Origin of the sequence: Microcoleus sp. F4-D5, from assembly GCF_036704885.1 — a bacterium.
Classification (GTDB): domain Bacteria; phylum Cyanobacteriota; class Cyanobacteriia; order Cyanobacteriales; family Microcoleaceae; genus Microcoleus.
The window spans coordinates 41,979-62,108 of sequence record NZ_JAUBSX010000004.1 but is presented as its reverse complement, the minus strand read 5'-3'; the positions used below and the strand labels follow the sequence as shown (position 1 = coordinate 62,108).

The window sequence follows — 20,130 nt, the reverse complement described above, 5'->3', positions numbered from 1 at the left end:
GAATTTCGTGATTCATCATTAATGGCTCTAGCTACTTATCCCTGTTAATAAAGGTGTAACTGGAGGATTAGTTGTCGGTATTTCTCTGTAAGCTTTGTGAAACTTTGAGCAATGTTGCTGACAAGAATTGGCTAAACAAGTTTTCGGTTCAAAGTCAGTACAGCCGATCGCCTCCTCAGTACAAGCAACGCACGGCCGCACAGTACACTTGAGGCGGTAGTCATTAGTAAAAAACTCGCAATCCGAACACGGAATTTGATGCAGTCGCCGAATTTGATAGACCCCTTCTCGCAGCGCTACTGCAACACTCCACAAAAACAGAACTATCACAGTCACGATACAGAAACAGCAAATAAAAACACTCATAGACTAATTTTATCTCTTGGTACATACAAATCCAAAACTGATGTAATTTAAGCAAAAAACTTTAACTTTGTTTCTTGCTTATCTTACTTAAATTGCATTCAGCTTATATTAAGCCGGGCGCGAAAAGCGTGCCAAATGTGACCGGCAAGCGCTATTATACCCAAGAAAAATTGTGCATTTGTCAATGCGAGCCGATCGCTCCCATAGAATTCTACAGGATAAACAGTCGTGTTATATCCCGCAAAAGCACAGGAAATAAAAGCAATAAAAGCCAAACCCCCCAAACTGTAAGCAAGAATAGCATCGGCATTAATAATTAAAAGTCGCTTTGCCCAAAGAAAAGGCTCAACGCCAGTGTGCCACACGCCACCTGCGATTAACATTGCACCAATCCAAATGCGACCACCAATAACATCCTCCAAATTATTAACAGCAGCAATTCCCTGGATGGTCCAGCCGCCGTTAGCAAATCCAAACAGATAGCAAAAAATTGTTTCCGGATTCAAATTAGGATTAGTAATCAGGCGGACATCGCCAATTACACTATCATCAATTCCCCCAAATTTCATCGCTTTCATCACTAGCAAAAAAGCACCTAATCCCAAAACAATTAAGTGACTTCCCAAAATAAATTCCAGCTTTTTAGCATCATTCCATTCATAGTGAAACAGAGCAGCAATTTCGTCGCCGTTGTGTAAAATCGCAGGGCCGCGGAACACATAAAAAAGACCTCCCGCACCCAAAACAGCCGATGCAACTAAATGCAATATGCCGATCGCAAAATAAGAATAAGTATCAATCACCGCACCCCCAGCACCAACACCCCAACCTAAAGTTGCTAAATGCGGCAGTAAAGTGAGGTTTTGCTCGTACATTGGTATGTTTGGTACAAAGCGAGTAACTTCCGAAATAGTAGTTGCTCCCGCCCAAAACATAATCAAACCCGCGTGAGCGACATGAGCACCCAACAATCTTCCCGACAAATCAGTTAAGCGGGCATTACCAACCCACCGCTTAAAATTCGTTTCATCTCTTCCAAAGTCGTTAATGCTAGCAATTGTCACAGTTTTTTACCTCGTAAAATTATAGCTATGCGGGCAATTAATAACTTGAGTATTATTTCCCGCCGCAGTCTGTGCAGGAGAAAAATTTACCCTGCACATTCTTAAGTATTACGACTCAGTTCCCACCGCATTCAAAGAAGTTTCAACTTGCTTGAAATTGAAGCCAATCGCCCGCAAAGCGTGCCACAAATGACCTTGCAAGAAGAAGAAAGCCAAGAAGAAATGAGAATTTGCCAGCCAGCAGCGGGGAGTGTGAGCGCCCATCGGCAGTTCGATCGTATCTGCAAAATAAGGGCTAACACCAAGCTTGACATCTAGGACAGGCCCGTAGAATTCAACGGGATAAGCCAAAGTATTAACCGCACAGAAATAAGCTGCTGTAAACCCTGCTAAAGCAATCCCGCCGAGAGAGTAAGACAGAATAGCTTCTCCAGAGAAAAGCAACACTCTCTTCACCCAAGGGAAAGGCTCTTTAACGATGTGCCAAACGCCGCCCAGAATCAGCATAATGCCGACATAAATGTGACCGCCAACTAAATCTTCCAAATTGTCAACACTGGCAAAATGAGTTTGGTAGCCGTAGATAACTAACGGATCGAGAGTAGGACTCACAACAGTGCGGACTTCGTGAATTGTCGAGTCGTATAAACCGCCCCAAAACATTGCTTTTGCTACCAGCAGCAGCGCGCCCGCGCCCAGGAAAATCAGGTGGTGTCCTAAGATGAAACTCAACTTTTTAGGGTCTTCCCATTCAAAGTGGAACTTGGCGGCCAGACCTTTAGCATCTTTCAAATTTTTAGGCGCTTTAAAGGTGTGAAATAAAGCACCGGCACCTAAAACAGCAGATGAAATAAGGTGGACAATTCCGACTACAAAATACGGATAAGTATCCACAATGTTGCCGCCAGATCCTACACCTAAACCGAGAGTAGCTAAGTGGGGCAGCAAAATTAACCCCTGTTCGCCCATAGGGATGGCTGGGTTGTAGCGAGACAGTTCAAACAGAGTAAATGCTCCGGCCCAGAAAGTAATTAAAGCTGCTTGAGCGACGTGAGCGGCAATGAAATATCCCGAAAGATTGGCGAAGCGGGCGTTGCCGGCCCACCAGTCATATTTAACGTTTGGATTGTCGTAAGTTTGCATCGTTTTGTATTTCCTTGTTGTATTTGTCTGGTGTGACATAAATTGAGCTAATACTTGAAGAGAAACCGGATTTCTGGAATGTATTAGAAAGTGCCTAGCAAGCAGAAACCCGGTTATTTAGCATTGCGGATTTGAACTCAGTTCACAACACCTCTGAAAATTGCATCAATGCCAGCAAAATTGTCTAGCAGCAAATAGGCAAGGAAAGCTCCGCTAGTACCCCCCATCACCAAACCGCCCCGGAATAAACTCCAATCTTCCGGCGTTTTGTGCCAGTAAAGAACTTTACCGGTTTCGATGTTCCGATTTTCGTAAATGGAGAGGCCTATTGCCAAAATCAAGACTAATGCCAGAGTTATCAGCAATGCTGCCAGCGGTGCTAAACCTTTTTCTTGCAAAGGCAGCAATACTGCAAAAGCTCCTACTAGGAAATAGCCGTGAGCCAAACTAACTTCTAATCCCCTGACTATGGGAGACAATCCTTTGCGATAAATCGGCAAATTCCGCAAAAAAGTTACAGTCATATCGGAAAAACTTACTGCTGCTGCGGGTTGAGCTTGAACCCGATCGGACTTTTTAACATTGCTGGCAGTTGCCGTTACAAATTCGCCCGAGCGAAAATCAAACCCTGCTGCTTTTGTCCGAACCCGCAGCGCGTGCCAGATGTGACCGGAAAGTGCCAAAATCGCCAAGACAAAGTGAGTTGTTGCCAGCCAAGTCCGCGAAGAAACAACCGCTGCATCTGGATCGGTCAAACCCACAGGGCCGTAGAAAACCTCTGGATAAACCGTGTCATTTACAGTCACGAAGTAGGCTGCCAAAAAGCCCATGTAAGCCAGAGCGCCCAAACTGTAAGAGAGGTAAGCTTCACCAGACCAAAACAGCACTCGCTCGGCCCAAATAAAAGGCTTGGTAAAGATATGCCAGAAACCGCCAAGAATGCAGAGCAAGCCAACATAAATGTGACCGCCGACAACATCTTCTAAGTTGTCAACTGCTGCCATTCCTTCCGGGCCGTGTACGGGCAAGAGATAGCTAAAAATGCGGGCGGGATTGAGTGTCGGTTCGCTAATTATCCGCACGTCAGCAACGTGGGGATCGTAAAGACCGCCCCAAAATAAGGCTTTTGCTACTAACAACCAAGCACCAGCACCTAACAGCAATAGGTGAATGCCGATGATGGTTGTCATCTTGTCTTTGTCTTCCCAGTCGTAGCCGAAAGAACCGAAGAAAGTTTTGTTTTGCGGCAATACTTTCGGGCCGAGCAAGGAATGGTAAAGCCCGCCTGCACCGAGAACGGTAGAGCTAATTAGATGCAAAACTCCGATGACGTAGTAGGGATAGGTATCAATAATTTGACCTGCTTTTCCTACTCCAAAACCCAAACTTGCCAAGTGCGGCAGCAGTATTAAACCTTGGTTGTACATCGGCAACTCTGGGTTGAAATTCGAGAGTTCAAACAGGGTCATTGCCCCGGCCCAGAGTACGATTAAACCTGCGTGAGCTACGTGAGCTCCCAAAATTCGCCCTGAAAGGTCAATGAAGCGGGCGTTGCCGGCCCACCAGCCGTACTCGCTTTGTGGGTTGTCCGGTTCTGGAATTAAATTCGGATCTGCTATTCCTTGCATTTTTGCTTTCCTCCTGATGCGGTTAACTGGCTGGACTGGCTGCAATTCCTTCGCCCCCTGGCTGGATGTCTTCGCGCATTGGCTCCACGACTTTGCCTCGGCGGAAGTCAAATCCTGCGGCTCGCAGGGCGTGCCACATATGTCCTTGCAGGACGAAGAAGGCGAGCCAGAAGTGGGTGTTAGCCAACCAGACGCGGGAGGTCAGCATTCCTTGGTTGTGGAAGTAGGGAAATTGCTCGAAGCCAATTTTTAGGGCCGGCCCGTAGAATTCCTCTGGGTAAACTAGGGTGTTGACCGACACAAAGTAGGTGGCGATGAAGCCCATTAAGGCTAATGCGCCGAGACTGTAGGAGAGGTAAGCTTCTCCTGACCAGATGAAAAGGCGCTCCGTCCAAGCAAAAGGCTGGGTGCGAATGTGCCACAGGCCGCCGACTATGCAGAGGATTCCTACCCAGATATGGCCGCCGACAACATCTTCGAGGTTGTCAACTGCGGCGAGCCAGTGTTTGCCGCCTGCACCGAACAGGTAGCCGAAAATGACAGCGGGGTTGAGTGTGGGTTCCGAAGTTACCCGCACTTGCCCGACTGTGGTATCATATAAACCACCGAAATACATAGCTTTGGCCACCAACAAGAAAGCACCGATACCTAACAAAATTAGGTGGACGCCCAAGATGGTGGTCATTTTGTCTTTGTCTTCCCATCTGTAGCCGAAGAAAGGAGTTCTTTCTTCGAGGGTTTCTGGCCCTTTGAGGGAGTGGAAGATGCCGCCGAAGCCGAGAAAGGCTGAGCTGATTAGGTGAATCGCGCCAACGGCGAAGTACGGATAGGTATCGACAATTTTGCCTCCGGCACCGACGCCCAAGCCGAGTCTGGCTAGGTTGGGCAGCAGAATTAAGCCTTGTTCGTACATGGGCAATTCTCGATTGAAGCGGGAAAGTTCAAACAGAGTGTAGGCTCCCGCCCAGAGGACGATCGGGCCGGAGTGGGCGACGTGAGCGCCCAGCAAACGACCGGAAAGGTTAATTAAGCGTGCGTTCCCGGCCCACCAGGGAAAGGTTTCTCCTTCGGCTGGGAAGGATTTTTTGGCCATGCTTGTCACGGCGAGTTACCTCTTGAGAAAGATGTCAGTTGAGTCTTAAGCTCGTGCAGCTTATTGATATAGATAATCAACAATTTTGCTTGCTTAGTCAAGTCTTTTTGATAATTTTTTTCATTATTTTTTGTAAAAATATGTAAACCACTCGCCCAAAAGAGCTTACAGCTAATTTTTGAGGGGGTTTTGAGCGATCGGCTCCCACAAGCTTTATTACTCGTCTAGGTTGACAGTCAGTAAATATTTATAGATTTATTGATAAAGTATTTTATTAAAGTGCTGCCCTTGAGTGGCCTGGACATTTCAAATCAAAAGCCTGAGAGCAAATGCTCTCAGGCTTGTTTAGCTAGATTTTTAGTTCCTTATTGTATCTGGCGTGCTAGTTCAAGCAGAGGATTTGGTTTCTTCGGCTACTTGCTCGTTGCTTGGTAATTCCAGACAATAGCCGGCCCCGTATACGGTTTTTATGTACCGAGGGTGGCGGGGATCGGGTTCCATCTTGGTTCTTAGGTGTCTGATGTGTACGCGAATTGTTTCGATGTCGTCGTCGGGGTCGTAACCCCAGACTTCTTTGAGAATTTCGCTGGGAGAGACTGTTTGACCGTGGCGCTGGAGCAAGCAGTGGAGCAACTCGAACTCTAGGTGGGTCAGTTTGACTGTCTGAACGTACCAAACAGCTTCAAACCTTTCGGGGACAAGGGTCAGCGGGCCGTAATTCAGGATTTCTGAGTGTTTGGCAGCTTGGGGGATGCGGTCTGTGCGCCTCAGCAGGGCTCGCACTCGCGCTAGCATCTCTTCTAGTTCAAAGGGTTTAGTCAGGTAGTCGTCCGCGCCGGAGTTGAAGCCTTCTACTTTGTCTTGGGTTTGACTTAAGGCTGTCAACATCAAGACGGGAATGTCGGCTGTGCGATCGTCGCGCCGCAACCGCTGACATACGGTGAATCCGTCTACTCTAGGCAGCATCAGATCTAGCACGATCAGGTCGGGAAGCAGTTGTATGGCTAGTGCCTGACCTTTGATGCCGTCTTCAGCTTGGGTGACTTCGTAGCCAGCCATTTCTAGGTTGACGGCTACGAGTTCGGCGATCGCCGCGTCATCATCAATAACAAGTATCCGGGGCATCATTATTTATCTCACCGCTAACCAGATGGTGGAGGCTACAGCCTTCTGGGGCTTCCAGGTAACTTTAACGAACAATTTTTTAATTTTAAGCTTCATTAAGAACTTTGTGAGGTATGTAAATATTATTGTACTAATTATAAGGGCTAGGAGACCTTATTAGAAAGGTGTTTGCCATAAATCTGGTCTGGGGTTGATGCGATCGCGATCGGCCGCTTGAGCTTTAGCAGGATGCACGAGCTTTCACAGGTGGCGACTGTCATTCCATTTGAGATTTTAGAGCCAACTCGCCGTCGTTTGCTGGCAAATTAGCCGATCGAGCTGTTTCGCCATCAAGCTTGCTTTGTCTCCGCGACCTGACATAGTGTTTTCCTTTGAGTTCAAGGTTTCCGACCGTCAATCACGTAAAAATTATAAAACTTTTTAACCTATTTGTTAAATTTAGATAAAATTAGATAAAAAAATTTTTGACTGTTGGCGCTTGCTTTTTTTAACTTTTGACTGTACAGTTTAATACTTGGAATATGATTAATGATTTTTAAAGTATCATATTTCGATAATTAAATCTTATCATCTCTGATAGGGAAAGTCAATCTCAAAACCCTAAAATTTTGGGTCAAATTTTGCCAAGTCAAGCAAATTTTGCGATCTCCGTAGCATCTGGCATATAACTATCGAGAAACTGCCTAGAAAATGCCTGCACAGATACTGAAAACTAGCTAGTTGGCTCTTGGAAAGACTGAGGATTTTTGCTCGGAACAGTTGTCTTACCGCCTAATTTTTGGAAGTAAATACCGCCGACTGTTACTAAGAATAGTATATAACCAACAGCTTGCAAAAGATAGAGTCGATCTCTGTATCCAAATAGTGATTTAAGAACGATTCCCGGAAATTGGCGATCGGGCAAAATTGCCGCTGCATTCCACACCATCGGCCCTAAAATACAAGAGTGGATGTCTGCAGAGCGATCGAAATAAACACAAATCGCTGCATACTTGCTATCCATCTGCGACAAAATGGCAGCGGCTTGGTCAAAATGTTTGAGTGCAGATACTGCTAAACCGGCTACAATTAGCAGCAACAAAATCCCCATAAACTTGAAAAACTGACGGAGATCAATTTTGACACCCCACTTGAATAGTAGCGCGCCAATGATTGCCGCCCCAGTCAAGCCGCCCAAAGCTCCCAAAGCGGGACTCAAACCTTGTTGAAACTGAGCGCTGACAAATATAACTGTTTCAAAACCTTCGCGCAGTACCGCAATAAAAATTAAGCCAAATATGCCCCACCCGGCATTGGTATTTTCTGTCAAAGCTGCTGTAACTGCTCCTTCAACTTCTGCTTTGAGAAAGCGCGCTTGCTGAGTCATCCAAATTAGCATCCAGCTTAGCATTGCTATGGCAACAATTCCCAGAGAACCTTCAAACAGTTGCTTAATTACTGGTGCGTAAGGCTGATTTGATGTTGAGAGCGCGTCGAACAACTGATTGAATAATGCAGCTACACAAGCGCTAGCAGCAATGCCGGCTGCGATACCTGTATAAACCCAAGAATTGAGGTGACTTTGCTCTGATTTTTTTAAGCAAGCTAGGACAATTCCTACGACTAAGGCGGCTTCAACGCCTTCGCGGAGGGTAATTACAAAAGTTGGGATGGCTTCACTAAAGTTCATTTTTTGATAACTGCTAATTTGTAGTTAGTCCTTAAGTCCTTAGCAACTTTTATTTGAGCGCTAGCCAAATATCAAATTATTGAACCGCTTTCGTCGCGTTACGCAGAGCGGCGCGTTAGCGCTCTTGTCGCAAAGGAATAGAAAAAAGAGAAGGAGCAGGTATTCTTAAGACGGTTCGGGAGTAACTAAGGACTAATAAATTAAGGACGGCGGAGTATTACTTCCCTTAACTAAAATCCCGCAGCATTTTTTTTAGTTCTACTTGGTGCAATTCTTCTTGTCCAATCAAACTGCGGGCATATTCTTCCAGATAAACGCTGGCGTTGGTCACTACTTCAAGTAAAGATTTATACTTTTTGAGCGCTTTTTTTTCGTGATTTAGACTTTCTTCCAAAAGGTCTTTTACCGAGTGTTTGTAGGTTTCTTCGATCGTAGCAATTTTTTGGGTGGGATGCCCTTCTAAACCTGTTAAAATTTCTCCGGCTTGTTGGGCGTGGAGTAGGGATTCGGTTGCTTGTGCTTTAAAAAACTGTACGATGGGAATCCGGTTTGGCCCTGTCACCATGAGTGCATAATGGGTGTAGCGCACGACTCCTGCTAGTTCCCATTCCATGATGGTGCATAGCAGTTCTTGGGTTTTTTTCTCGTCAAGTTCTTTCATTTGTAGTTTTAGATGTAGAATACCTTACAGGCCGCTGCTTATATTATCACATTTAAGTTAAAAAGTAAAAGTAAGTCGCACTGTCTACCTTACCTGATAGGTGTTGTATGTGAGTTAGGGGTTAACTTCTAAGGTTCGAGTAGGAGCAAATACTACAGTAAACTTAGCGACTGGTGCTGCACTGTTGCTGTTGCTAGTCTCGGCAGATTTGAGCAGATGTGGCAAAGGAGTTTTTTGGGTGTAATCCTTGGCTGGTTGATTGAGGGGATCGAAATTGTCGATCGCCCCCTCTTGACTGACGCTGACCCTATAGACTATATTTTGAGTGAAGGTAGGGCTAGTTTGCCAAGTCTGATTTATGCGATCGTAGACTGTCCCGGTTAACTCCTCTAGCTTTACCCGATCCGTAATTTCTGCTGTCTGATTGGTTTGATATAGCATCTGAACTTCTTGCTGGGCGGCTGATACAGGCACAGCGCTTTTTCCGTAATTACGATGCTAAATATGATATAAAAATGCCAAAAAAGCAAAGCTCGCATTTCAAACTTAGGAAAAATTATCATACCTAATCCACTGTGTTTTAACAGTTTTATTTTATTATTAATACCTTTAAATATTAGGAAACAATTTATACTTAAGACAAAAAACAGATAAACCAACAATCAGCCAAAAAATAATTCAGTTATATTGTATACAAAAAAACGCAAAATATATGAAATGGGAACTAGCATTTAAAATCGTTTTTTCGGCCATAACATCTGTCGAGAGTGCCAGTCTATTGCCTTAATCAGTGACCAATCCAAATATTGAGTAAGTTAAAATGTCTGACCTAAGCTCAACAACCCCGGAACACCTAGACTACCCATTCCTATTAGTCACGCACATGGTATGTGCGGATCAGCAGATTCACAGTGAAGAGTCGAAAGCACTACGCGAACTAGCAACGCAGATCGGCGCTTCTGAGCGCACTCTCGCTGAGATGGAAAAAATTCTAGCTCAAGAAGAAAGTCAGCTTTCTGTAGAGGATTTAGCTGCGAAAGTGTCGCCCGGTGAGCAAAGTGAGGCCATGTCGCAAATGTTGGCGATCGCCTATGTTGACGGTTTCTGTTCGGTATTAGAGCGGGAGATGGCCGAACAAGTAGCAAGGATTTGGAACTGGCCAACGGGAGAAGTACAGCGACAGTTGGCAGAAGCAGGAGCCTTCACTGATACCCGATTCATAGGCGAACACAACCAAAAACAGAAAGTCTCTTTCGGTGCGCGTTTCCTTGCAGGGGCTGATTCTCTCCTTTCACGCGCATTGGTGGATAATTTAGCAAAGCTCACTGGGAGCGAGCAAAAAGTCGAGCAACTACGACGGGAAATCCTGTTAACGGGGCCAGAATATGACGAGGCAATTCGTCAGTGTGCAGTCATCGCCGATGAAGATTACAAATTTGCTGAAGGGGCGCTTGAAAGTGCTGATAAAGCTCTTTCCAAGTTGGAAAAAAATATTAAAGTGGCTATCGAAGACATCAAACATAAAACAGGTAGTAAAGGTCAAGCTACCACTGCTAAGGAAGTCGCCAAGCAACTTGAGGATACTAGAAACTCTCTGAGTGCCGAGATTATTAAAGAAATAGAGAACGTGCGGGAGTCACTTCGTGCCAAGGAACGCGCTCTCAATCATTTCAGCATCACTTTTATGGGCAGAACTAAGGCGGGAAAAAGCACTCTTCATGCCATAGTTACAGATGATGGATGGGATGCGATCGGTGTAGGCAAGCAGCGCACAACTAGGTTGAATCGGGTGTGTGAGTGGAAGAATATCCGCATCATTGATACTCCTGGGATTGGCGCTCCGGGTGGCAAAAGTGATGAAGAAATTGCTAAAAGTATTATCGACGAGTCAGATGTGATTTGTTATGTGGTGACAAATGACAGTATCCAAGAAAGTGAGTTTGCTTTCTTACGATTATTGAAGGAAAAAGCTAAGCCACTAATTATTCTGCTGAATATCAAGAAAAATCTGAGCGATCCTCGACGGTTGGAGCATTTCTTACAGAACCCAGATAAAGAGTTTGTTATGGAGGGTCAAAGCGGTATTGGTGGGCACATTAAACGTATCCGCCGTTACGCTAAACAGCATTATGCTAATGACTACTTGGATATTATTCCTGTGATGCTGTTAGCGGCGCAGCTTTCCCGTGAACCAGAACACGCAAAGAAGAAACAGGAGCTTTTTAAAGCAAGCCGGATGGAGAAATTTCTGGATTCAATCCGTGTATCTCTGGTTAATCATGGGGCAATTCGTCGCTCTCAAACTCTGCTTGGTTCTACCGTAGGTGCAATCGATCATCCTAATAAATGGGTGAATCAACAAGCTTTAGTCTATGAAAAATTGACAGAGACACTGAAAAATAAACGCGAGGAAATCCAAAAGGACATCCGAAAAGCAGCTAAGGATACGAAAGACTCTTTATGGCAACAAATAGATAGCATTTTTCAAGATACTATCAATGCTATACCATCCTTTGCCGAAGACCATTGGAACTCTAATGAAATTGCGATGAAGCTGGGATGGGAACAAAAACTAAAAGCACTTCGATTTGAAGATCGTTTAAAAATAGCTTATCAAGAGACTAGCAGGAAATTCAATCAGGAAGTTCAGGAAGTTCTTGAGGAATTAGGAAATGAATTACAGCTAATATCTCAGCTTGAGATCGGCAATTTCAGCTTTACGGAGCAAGATTCAAACAATTTTCGAGATTTTGTGCGAATTGGTGGAAGCATTCTAGGGATAGCAGGAACTGTTATAGGGTTATTCGTTGCCCCTCCTGTTGGTCTCGCTATAGGCATTGTAACGGCTATTTTTAGCATGATGACAGAACTTTTCAAATCCAAGGATGAAAAGCGCCGTGAGGCTGTTATAAATATCTCTACTTCATTGGAAACTCAGCTCAACACTCAGAGGCAAAATACTCTACAGCAGGCTCAGAGTGACTTTGGTAAGTATTCTGATTCTGTTACCACAAACATCAACATCTATTTTGAAGAATTGATTGGAGGACTAGAGGCGATCGCGACTCAGCTTGAAGAAGCAAAACACAAGTTATCAGATACAGCAAGTTATCTAAATCGTGCTTATGCCAAGCGAATCATTGACTGGTCTACTGAACAACAGGAACCCTTGACTGTTCAAGGTATCAAGCAAACTATTTATAAAGTTGAACGAGATTTCGGACGTAGTATGAAGATTGTAACAAAATCCCAAGTACAACCACTAAAATCACTAGACGATATCAAACACATCCTTCAAGAGGATATTTCCTTTAGCAATCTCAAATCTCCCAAATTAAGGACTAAACTACCATGACTCAGAACAACCCCAACTTTAAAGCTGCCGATGTTGGTGCTTATTTCAAGAAGACGCTAGTAAAGTTTGACAATTTACTGGCTCATGGAAACACAGCCGAACTAACAGCTATCCGCAAAAAAGTGCGAGATGAATTAAAAGAGTATCGAGAGCAGGGGATTCTCGGGGTAGCTTTTGTTGGTCAGTACAGTGCAGGTAAATCAACCATCATTTCTGCATTGACAGGACGGCGCGATATCCGTATTGATGCTGATATTGCTACTGATAAAACTACCAATTATGACTGGAACGGCATCAAGCTAATTGATACGCCTGGACTTTTTACAGACCGCCAAGATCACGATGAGATTACTTATGAGGCAATCAACAAATCAGACTTGCTGGTTTTCTGCCTCACCTATATGCTCTTTGACTCACTGACAGCAGAGAATTTCAAGAAGTTAGCCTATGAAAAAGGCTATCGCTGGAAAATGATGTTGGTCATCAATAAAATGTCTGATGAAGCAGGAGAAGAAGAGCAAAAAATTGCCAACTACCGCACAAGTCTTGCGGAGGCACTGAAGCCTTACAGTCTTGATGAATTTCCGATCTGCTTTATCGATGCCAAAGACTACTGTGAAGGCATTGATGATAAAGATGATTTTCTGACGGAAATCAGCCGATTTCCAACTTTTATTGATGCTCTCAATCAGTTTGTAGAGCGTCGAAGCTCCCTTGCTCGTTTTGATACACCCGTCCGAATTGCTCTAAGCTGTGTTGATGATGCTCAGTTGAGCTTTACTCGCAACTCTAGCGAAGACTCTGCTTTTTTTGAATTGCTGACACGATTATCTCGCACAGTGCGTAAAGAGCGCGATCGCCTGCGAACCAAGGTTAAAAATATAGCCCTGGAGATGTCTTCAGGAGTTGCTAGCGAAGGCAACACTCTTGCCGCAGCAATAGGCGATCAGAATTTTGAAAGGCTGAATAAACAAGCTGAACTGAATGTCCAGAAGCACTATGAGAAAGCAGAAACCAAACTACAAGAAGTTGTTAATGTAGCAGTCAAGGATATCCGGCAGGAGGTTGAAAAAGTGCTAGAAGGTGATCTAGTCAAGAGTTTTGTTGCTTGCCTAGATAAAAATCAAAATATATCAGCCCAAAATCTGGGGGCTGGTATGGATGTGGAGCGATTAAAAAGCCAAGTTAACTTGCTTAAAAGCATTGGTGAGACGGCCGGGGTGAAGCTGACCACTTTGGCATCGAGGAGTTTTGCAAAAACCGCTGCTGAACAAGGATTCCTACGTTCTATAGATGTAGCAGGAAGCGGTCTACATCAAGGTGTTGTGACTGTGGGAAAATTTGTCGGCTTTAAGTTTAAGCCTTGGCAGGCGGTTGGTATGGCCAAAAACATCGGCAATGCTGCTAAATTCCTGGGGCCGGCTCTAGCACTTGTTTCGGTAGGAGTAGATATTTTACAAATGCGACAAGAACATGAGCGAGAAAGGCAAATGTCTGATGTCCGTCGCGATATTACGAGTCAATTTCAATCAATAGCAAAAGACTTGGAAAATCAAATTGAAATACAGCTCTTTGAATTTGAACAACAGGTTTACGGAGAGATTGAGAAGCAAATTGCAGCCGCTCGTCAGAAGGAAGAGGAAGCGATTTCTGCTTCTAATACTTGGGTTCAAAAACTGGCAGAAATCCGTAAGGATTTTGACGCGATTATCCAGTACATCACTAAGGCAACAGCTAATCCGAATACTTGATGTTGAAAAAGCGCGATCGCCCTTACGTCGCAATTTGTCACAAAGCCGGATTTAAGGGCGATCGGTATAAGCATGAACAAGACGGCGATGGAGGAAACCGCAATGCCATTTCCCTACCCCAAAACAATCATTCCCCCCAGTTTAAGAATCTAACCATCCCCAGATTAATCGTAGGGAAACGGCATGGCCGTTTCCTGATTTCTGGCTACGCTTACAAATTGCAACTCATATCCCCAGATAATTGACTGAAACGCGCATTTTCCCGGTAGTCAACCGGACAGTCAATCACGCAAGGAACATCTTGAGCAAGGGCTTCTTTGAGGATGGGAATTAAATCACTTGTAGATTCAACTCGATAGCCTTTTAAACCCATACTTTCGGCAAATTTTACAAAGTCGGGATTGCCAAACTTGATGAAATCTGAATGACCGAAATAATCTTCCTGCTTCCATTCAATTAAGCCGTAACCGCCGTCATTAAATATGAGAGTAACAAAATTAGTGCCGACGCGCAAAGCAGTTTCTAACTCTTGACAATTCATCATAAAGCCGCCGTCTCCAGTGGCTGCTACTACTTTGCGATCGGGATAAACGAGTTTTGCTGCCACCGCACCGGGAATCGCAATTCCCATCGCCGCAAATCCGTTGGAGATTAAACAGGTATTTGGGCGATCGCAGTGATAGTGCCGCGCGATCCACATTTTGTGAGCTCCCACATCAGATATGACAATATCTTCCGGGCCCATTACTTGCCGCAAATCGTAAATAATTTTTTGCGGCTTGATCGGGAAACCGTCGTCGGCTGCATATTGTTCGTACCCAGCGCGAATGTCCGCCCGCAATTGCTTAGCAAAAGGATCGGTTTTCTCCATGCGATCTGCACGCTGCAAAATTTCATTTAGCGAATCAGAAATATCCCCCACAACTTCTACAAGAGGAATATAACTGCTATCAATTTCGGCTGGCAGAGCTCCAATGTGAATAATCGGAATTTTGCCGTCTGGATTCCACTTTTTCGGGGAATATTCAATCAAATCGTAGCCAACAGCAATAACTAAATCCGTTTCTTCAAAAGCACAGCTAATGTAATCCCGTTTTTGCAATCCCGTCGTCCAAAGTGCCAAAGGATGAGTGTAAGGAATCACACCTTTGCCCATAAAAGTATTAGCTACAGGGATATTTAATCGAGTCGCAAATTCTGTCAAAGCATCGCTGGCATTAGCCCGAATCGTGCCATTTCCTACTAGAAGTAAAGGACTTTTTGCCTTGGAAATTGCCACAGCAGCTTTATTCAGACTTTGGTAAGCGCCAAAAGTTTTTTCGCGGTTGTCTTTGCCGAGCGGATTTCCTTCAACAACCATTGCTGCGATGTTTTCAGGCAAGTCAATGTGAACTGCACCGGGCTTTTCACTTTGAGCTACTTTAAAGGCTTTGCGGACAATTTCTGGCGTCGTACTGGGTCTGACAATTTGAGCGTTCCACTTAGTAACTGGCGCAAACATGGCAACCAAATCTAAATATTGGTGCGATTCTATGTGCATTCTGTCCGTGCCGACTTGTCCGGTAATTGCTATTAAAGGAGCGCCGTCTAAGTTGGCGTCAGCAACTCCTGTCATTAAGTTAGTTGCGCCGGGGCCCAAGGTGGACAAGCAAACGCCGGCTTTGCCGGTGAGACGGCCGTAAACGTCGGCCATGAAAGCTGCGCCTTGTTCGTGGCGAGTAGTAATAAATTTAATTGAAGAGTTTCTCAGGGCTTCTAGAACTTCTAAATTTTCTTCTCCGGGAAGTCCGAAGACGTATTCTACGCCTTCATTTTCTAAACATTTGACCAAAAGTTGAGCAGTGTTCATTTCCGTTTTTTCCTCGGTAAGTGGGTATTTTTGTCTTCGTCAACTTCTCGTAAAAATACTAATTTTTAATTGATAACCGCCGACAAACGCGGATGAATTTAGAGTTTTGCCAGAAGTTGACTGAGTGCGCGCTTATTTTACCCACACTGTTTTAATGTTAACAAATTCGTGAATTCCTTGGATGCTCAATTCGCGTCCGTAACCGGAGCGTTTGATGCCGCCGAAGGGCAATCTCGGGTCGGATTTTACTAAACCGTTGATGAATACCGCGCCGGCCTCTAGTTCGGAAATAAAGCGATCGCTCTCTGAATTTACTGTCGTCCAAGCTGCCGCACCCAAGCCAAAAGATGTGCTGTTTGCGAGGGCGATCGCCTCATCGATGCCTGCAACTCGGAATAATAAAGCTACCGGGCCGAAAAACTCTTCTTGACGCGCCGCAGCATCCGGAGGAATGTCTGCCAGAATAGTTGGCAAGTAGAAATTGCCTGCTTTCTCAGACAGTGGGCGGCCGCCTGTTAGAAGTTTTGCTCCCGATTGGATGCAAGCTTGCACTTGATTGTCCAAGTCTTTGAGAATTGTGGGGGTAGCCAAAGGGCCGATATCGGTTTCGGGCAACATCGGATCGCCTACTTTTAATAGCTTGAATTTTTCGACAAATCCTGTGATAAATTCGTCGGCGATTTCTTCAGCTAAAATAAAGCGTTTTGCGCCTATACAAGATTGACCGTTATTCAGCATCCGCGATGTCACAGCAGTTGATAAAGCTGCTGCTATATCGGCGCTGGGCATCACAATAAATGGGTCGCTTCCTCCCAATTCCAGCACTACTTTTTTCAAATTTTTGCCCGCATTTGCTGCCAAACTTTCACCCGCTGCTTCGCTACCGGTGAGAGTTGCTGCTTTTATACGATCGTCCGCAACGATATCGGCTACTTTGTCGGCGCCGACTAACAAAGTTTGAAAAACTCCTTCGGGAAAGCCAGCAAGCGTAAAAATTTCTTCGATTTTCAAAGCGCACTGAGGCACGTTGGAAGCGTGTTTGAGCAAGCCCACATTGCCCGCCATCAGCGCCGGCGCCGCAAACCGAAAAACTTGCCAAAATGGGAAATTCCACGGCATAACGGCTAAAATAGGGCCCAGCGGTTGGTAGCGGACAAAGCTGCTGCTAGCGTCGGTGGCTGCCGGTACGTCTGCCATAAATTGAGCGGCATTTTTGGCGTAATACCGACAAACTAAGGCGCATTTTTCCACTTCGCCGATCGCAGATTTGAGGGTTTTGCCCATTTCCAGGGTCATCATTTCAGCGTAAATTTCGCGATCGCGCTCCAAGATATCCGCAGCTTTCTGCATCCACAGAGCTCTCTGTTCAAAAGGCAGTTGGCGGTATTTTTTAAAAGCTTGCTGTGCTAATTCCAGCTTAGCTTCTATTGCCTCATCCGCGATCGGCTCGAAAGTTTTCAGCGTTTCTCCCGTTGCTGGGTTGATAGTAGCAATAGCCATTGTTCATCTCCTGTGTGAAAAACACAAAACTCCCTGCTAGTTTTCAGCCTAGGCAGGGAGTTGTATCAAGGTATTACAAAATAGGAATTTACCCGCCACGTTTTCTTTCAGGTCTTGCAAATTTGCAAGTGCCGCGATTTGTTTAAATTTCTCTACTTTTAATTATAGTCCAGAGTCTCGATCGCAAATCTTAAGAAAATTTGTCTTTCTGAAATCACGCACAAATCTCAAGAACAGGTTCGACGGCCTGTTCCATAAAAGTTAAATGTTTTTGTGGGGCGTCCCGCCCGCCCTGACAGCTTTATTCACAATTAAGAAATGAGGATTAAATAACTTACAATGCCTGATAGTTTTTGTGGGATGGGCGCCCCGCCCGTCCAGAAAGGGCGGGACGCCGGCCCAACCCCTACTCCCCACTTTCAAGAGTGTAAATTATTTAATTCGCGATCCTAATGGTACAAGATGGATGAAATATCTTGTCGGGTGTCCCGCCCGCCTTGCATTCTCAATAACAGACCAGACGGCCTGTTCCACTACACATTTCTCAATTTCTCTCCCTCAAACAGATTTTTCCTGAATGTAATCCTGCACGTAAGACTGATAGTAATACCTGCTGCTTTTGTCGTTATTCGCCACCATTCCTAACAGCGGAATTCCCGCCATTTTTAAATCTTCAAAAGCCAACAACAGCGCCTCCCGCTCAGTCTGATACAGCCCCACTACCAGCATCAATCCGTTAGTGTGAGCCGCCAACAAATTCGCATCCGCCAAACCCAAAAGCGGTGGAGTATCGTAAATAACTAAGTCAAAATGACTTGACAAAGCTGCCATTAAATGAGGCATTTTTCGGGAAGAAAGCACCTTTGTGGGATCGGGAGGAACCGGGCCGGAAGTTAACACAAACAAATTTTCATCGCGGGGCGATCGCAAAATCAACTGTTCCACATCCACATCATCCGCGATCGCATTGTGCAAGCCTTGCCAATTCGGTAAACCAAGCATTTCGTGCACCTGCGGCCGCCGTAAATCCGCATCCACCAACAGCACTCGCTGGCCCATTGCAGCCGCCGCCCGTGCCAGATTTACTGCCACAGTAGACTTACCGTCAGCTACTTGACAAGAAGTAATTACGCAAGAATTGATCGGAGTATCAACGTTTAATAAGCGAATATTAGCATTGAGCGATCGAAAAGCTTCTTGAAAAGCATCCGTCGGCACCGGCGAACTTGCCACATCCACCGGACTTGTCTCAGCAGGAGGAAGTCTCAAAATTTTATCGCTAGCAGGAATCACCCCCAACAAAGGCAGCCGAATCGAATGTTTGACATCCTCCGGAGTGTGAAACACCGTTTTATTCTTAAACCGTTCCGCCAACTGCGCCGCCAGCATACCAAACAACAAACCAGCCACTCCCCCTAAAGCCAAATTCAAAGGCATAATCGGAGCAACAGCCATCAACTCGCCATTTTTGTAGCGCGGAATTTCCGGCTTAGCAATAACTTCCCAAGCCACCTCTTGTTTGCCCACAGCTTCAAGCTGCAAAGCTTGCTGTTTTGCCACCAAACTATTCAGCGTATTGTTAGTCAAATCCAATTCGCGCTGCAAATCGGAATAGCGCCGCAAAATCACTGGGAATCCTTGAGAGTATTGATTCAACTGCTTAGCAGCTTGTTCCAAAACTTGATTCCGCACGCCCAGTACCTGAATTAAATTAGCAGTACCGATAAACTGCTCGATTAACTTAATCCGCACCGGATCTTGAAAAGCCAGCACTTGCGAATTTACCTTACCTAAATCAGTTCCCAGAACCTCTTGGGCTTCTTTCTTCAACAACGGAATCAGGTTCTTGCGCTGTTCTCGCAACAATTGCATTTGCGGAGTTTGGTCTGTAAATGTAGCCGAGTTAATAGCAATTTGCCCTTCTAATTGCTGCAATTGAGTCAGCATCCCTTGATAGCGGGGAGCTTGACTCAAAGCAGATGCCATCAGCGCTTGCTGCTGGTTGAGTCCGAGCTGATTTTGCAGATTGGAATAGAGCAATCTCTGCTGATTGAGCTGCGTTTGTGCGTCCAATCTTTGCGTTTGAAGTTGGCTGATTTGCTGTGCGAGTTGTTGAGTTTGAATTTGCGGGTCGATAAAATTGTACTGCTGCCGCAATTTTTGAATTTCTGTTTGCAGAGCTTGTTGGCGCTTTCGCTGGTTGGGAATTTGCGATTTCACAAAATCCAGAGTCTGACTAATTTGAGTTCTGGTATCTTGCACGCTGTAGTTGCGGTATCCTAGCGCAACTTTCCCCAAAACAAACTGAATTTTTTTGGGATCGTAATCCCGATATCTAACTTCAATAATCTTGGTATTTTTGAAGCGATTAATTGACAGCCTGGTTTGCTGAGAAAACGGCAAATTATCGGCTTTTTCATTCAAAAGGTAATTGTAATTTATTTCGGGATATTTAGCCTGCAACTCTTTAATAATCGGCGACATCACTTGCGGGCTTTGCAAAACTTGTATTTGCGATTCGTAGTCAAAATCTGGCTTTTCTGTCGCCGCCGGCGCGGGGGTCGCTGGTTGCAGTTTCAGCTCGCCCGAGTAGATTTTTGCTAAAGTATTTTGCGTAACAGCGGGTTCTATTAATAATTGAAAACGCCCTTCGTACTCACTTTTTTGATTCAGCGTCCAGGCAAAAACCCCGGTGGTCACTGCCGCTGCTACGCCGATGACTAAGATGGAGCGACTGCGGCAAACTTCCCAAAAACTTAACTCTTCTTCCTCTGTTTTTTGCCTGCCTAAAAATTGATTTTCTTCATAAAGCACGGAAGACATTTCTTGCAGATCGGCCGCTTTTTTATGATTATTAAAAAGTGCTAATTGAGATTTTTTTCCTGGTTTCATTTGATTTCTACAACTTATTAGTTTAAACGTCTGT

The 20,130-nt window shown here is 45.0% G+C and carries 15 protein-coding genes; 3 read left to right on the top strand and 12 right to left on the bottom strand.

What is annotated here, in order from left to right; translation table 11 throughout:
- Positions 1-27: 27 nt before the first annotated feature.
- The 9 genes from QUA80_RS03300 to QUA80_RS03260 all read right to left on the bottom strand — a co-directional run bounded on the left by QUA80_RS03300 (position 28) and on the right by QUA80_RS03260 (position 9,223).
- Entirely contained in the window at positions 28-366 is a 339-nt protein-coding gene (locus QUA80_RS03300) for a hypothetical protein (protein ID WP_333421377.1), read from the bottom strand.
- 98 nt (positions 367-464) lie between these two features.
- Positions 465-1,430, bottom strand: coding sequence for a chlorophyll a/b binding light-harvesting protein (locus tag QUA80_RS03295; protein ID WP_333421375.1), 966 nt, complete (start codon positions 1,428-1,430; stop codon positions 465-467).
- Between the two features lie 108 nt (positions 1,431-1,538).
- A complete protein-coding gene (locus QUA80_RS03290; protein WP_333421373.1) occupies positions 1,539-2,573 on the bottom strand; it encodes a chlorophyll a/b binding light-harvesting protein in 1,035 nt (344 codons plus the stop codon).
- A gap of 137 nt (positions 2,574-2,710) precedes the next feature.
- Complete coding sequence (locus QUA80_RS03285; protein WP_333421371.1) at positions 2,711-4,201, bottom strand: chlorophyll a/b binding light-harvesting protein; 1,491 nt, start codon at positions 4,199-4,201, stop codon at positions 2,711-2,713.
- 22 nt (positions 4,202-4,223) lie between these two features.
- Positions 4,224-5,294, bottom strand: a complete 1,071-nt coding sequence (locus QUA80_RS03280) for a chlorophyll a/b binding light-harvesting protein (protein WP_333421538.1) — start codon at positions 5,292-5,294, stop codon at positions 4,224-4,226.
- 387 nt (positions 5,295-5,681) lie between these two features.
- On the bottom strand, positions 5,682-6,419 hold the full coding sequence (locus tag QUA80_RS03275; protein WP_333238960.1) for a response regulator transcription factor: 738 nt from the start codon (positions 6,417-6,419) through the stop codon (positions 5,682-5,684).
- 712 nt (positions 6,420-7,131) lie between these two features.
- Positions 7,132-8,088, bottom strand: coding sequence for an FTR1 family protein (locus QUA80_RS03270; RefSeq protein WP_333421369.1), 957 nt, complete (start codon positions 8,086-8,088; stop codon positions 7,132-7,134).
- A 226-nt stretch (positions 8,089-8,314) separates the two neighbouring features.
- Entirely contained in the window at positions 8,315-8,749 is a 435-nt protein-coding gene (locus QUA80_RS03265) for a ferritin-like domain-containing protein (RefSeq protein ID WP_333238873.1), read from the bottom strand.
- Positions 8,750-8,863: 114 nt separating this feature from the next.
- Positions 8,864-9,223 (bottom strand): hypothetical protein, encoded by a 360-nt coding sequence (locus QUA80_RS03260; RefSeq protein WP_333421368.1) that lies wholly within the window; start codon positions 9,221-9,223, stop codon positions 8,864-8,866.
- A gap of 346 nt (positions 9,224-9,569) precedes the next feature.
- On the opposite strand from QUA80_RS03260, the gene QUA80_RS03255 reads away from it, so the two are divergent.
- The 3 genes from QUA80_RS03255 (at position 9,570) to QUA80_RS03245 (ending at position 14,100) form a co-directional block, all read left to right on the top strand.
- The gene (locus QUA80_RS03255; protein WP_333421366.1) at positions 9,570-12,104 is read left to right on the top strand and encodes a GTPase; all 2,535 of its coding nucleotides are present in this window, start codon (positions 9,570-9,572) and stop codon (positions 12,102-12,104) included.
- 122 nt (positions 12,105-12,226) lie between these two features.
- On the top strand, positions 12,227-13,855 hold the full coding sequence (locus tag QUA80_RS03250) for a GTPase (RefSeq protein WP_333421364.1): 1,629 nt from the start codon (positions 12,227-12,229) through the stop codon (positions 13,853-13,855).
- Positions 13,855-14,100 (top strand): hypothetical protein, encoded by a 246-nt coding sequence (locus tag QUA80_RS03245; RefSeq protein WP_333421362.1) that lies wholly within the window; start codon positions 13,855-13,857, stop codon positions 14,098-14,100. Before QUA80_RS03250 ends, QUA80_RS03245 begins: the two co-directional genes overlap by 1 nt.
- Here the strand turns inward: QUA80_RS03245 and QUA80_RS03240 are convergent.
- The 3 genes from QUA80_RS03240 to QUA80_RS03230 form a co-directional block, all read right to left on the bottom strand.
- Positions 14,067-15,704: an acetolactate synthase large subunit gene (locus QUA80_RS03240; RefSeq protein ID WP_445302196.1), complete on the bottom strand. Its 1,638-nt coding sequence runs from the start codon at positions 15,702-15,704 to the stop codon at positions 14,067-14,069. The genes QUA80_RS03245 and QUA80_RS03240 overlap by 34 nt on opposite strands.
- Positions 15,705-15,836: 132 nt before the next feature.
- Positions 15,837-17,204, bottom strand: a complete 1,368-nt coding sequence (locus QUA80_RS03235; RefSeq protein WP_333421360.1) for an NAD-dependent succinate-semialdehyde dehydrogenase — start codon at positions 17,202-17,204, stop codon at positions 15,837-15,839.
- Positions 17,205-17,762: 558 nt separating this feature from the next.
- Complete coding sequence (locus QUA80_RS03230; protein ID WP_333421358.1) at positions 17,763-20,096, bottom strand: polysaccharide biosynthesis tyrosine autokinase; 2,334 nt, start codon at positions 20,094-20,096, stop codon at positions 17,763-17,765.
- Positions 20,097-20,130: the final 34 nt, after the last annotated feature.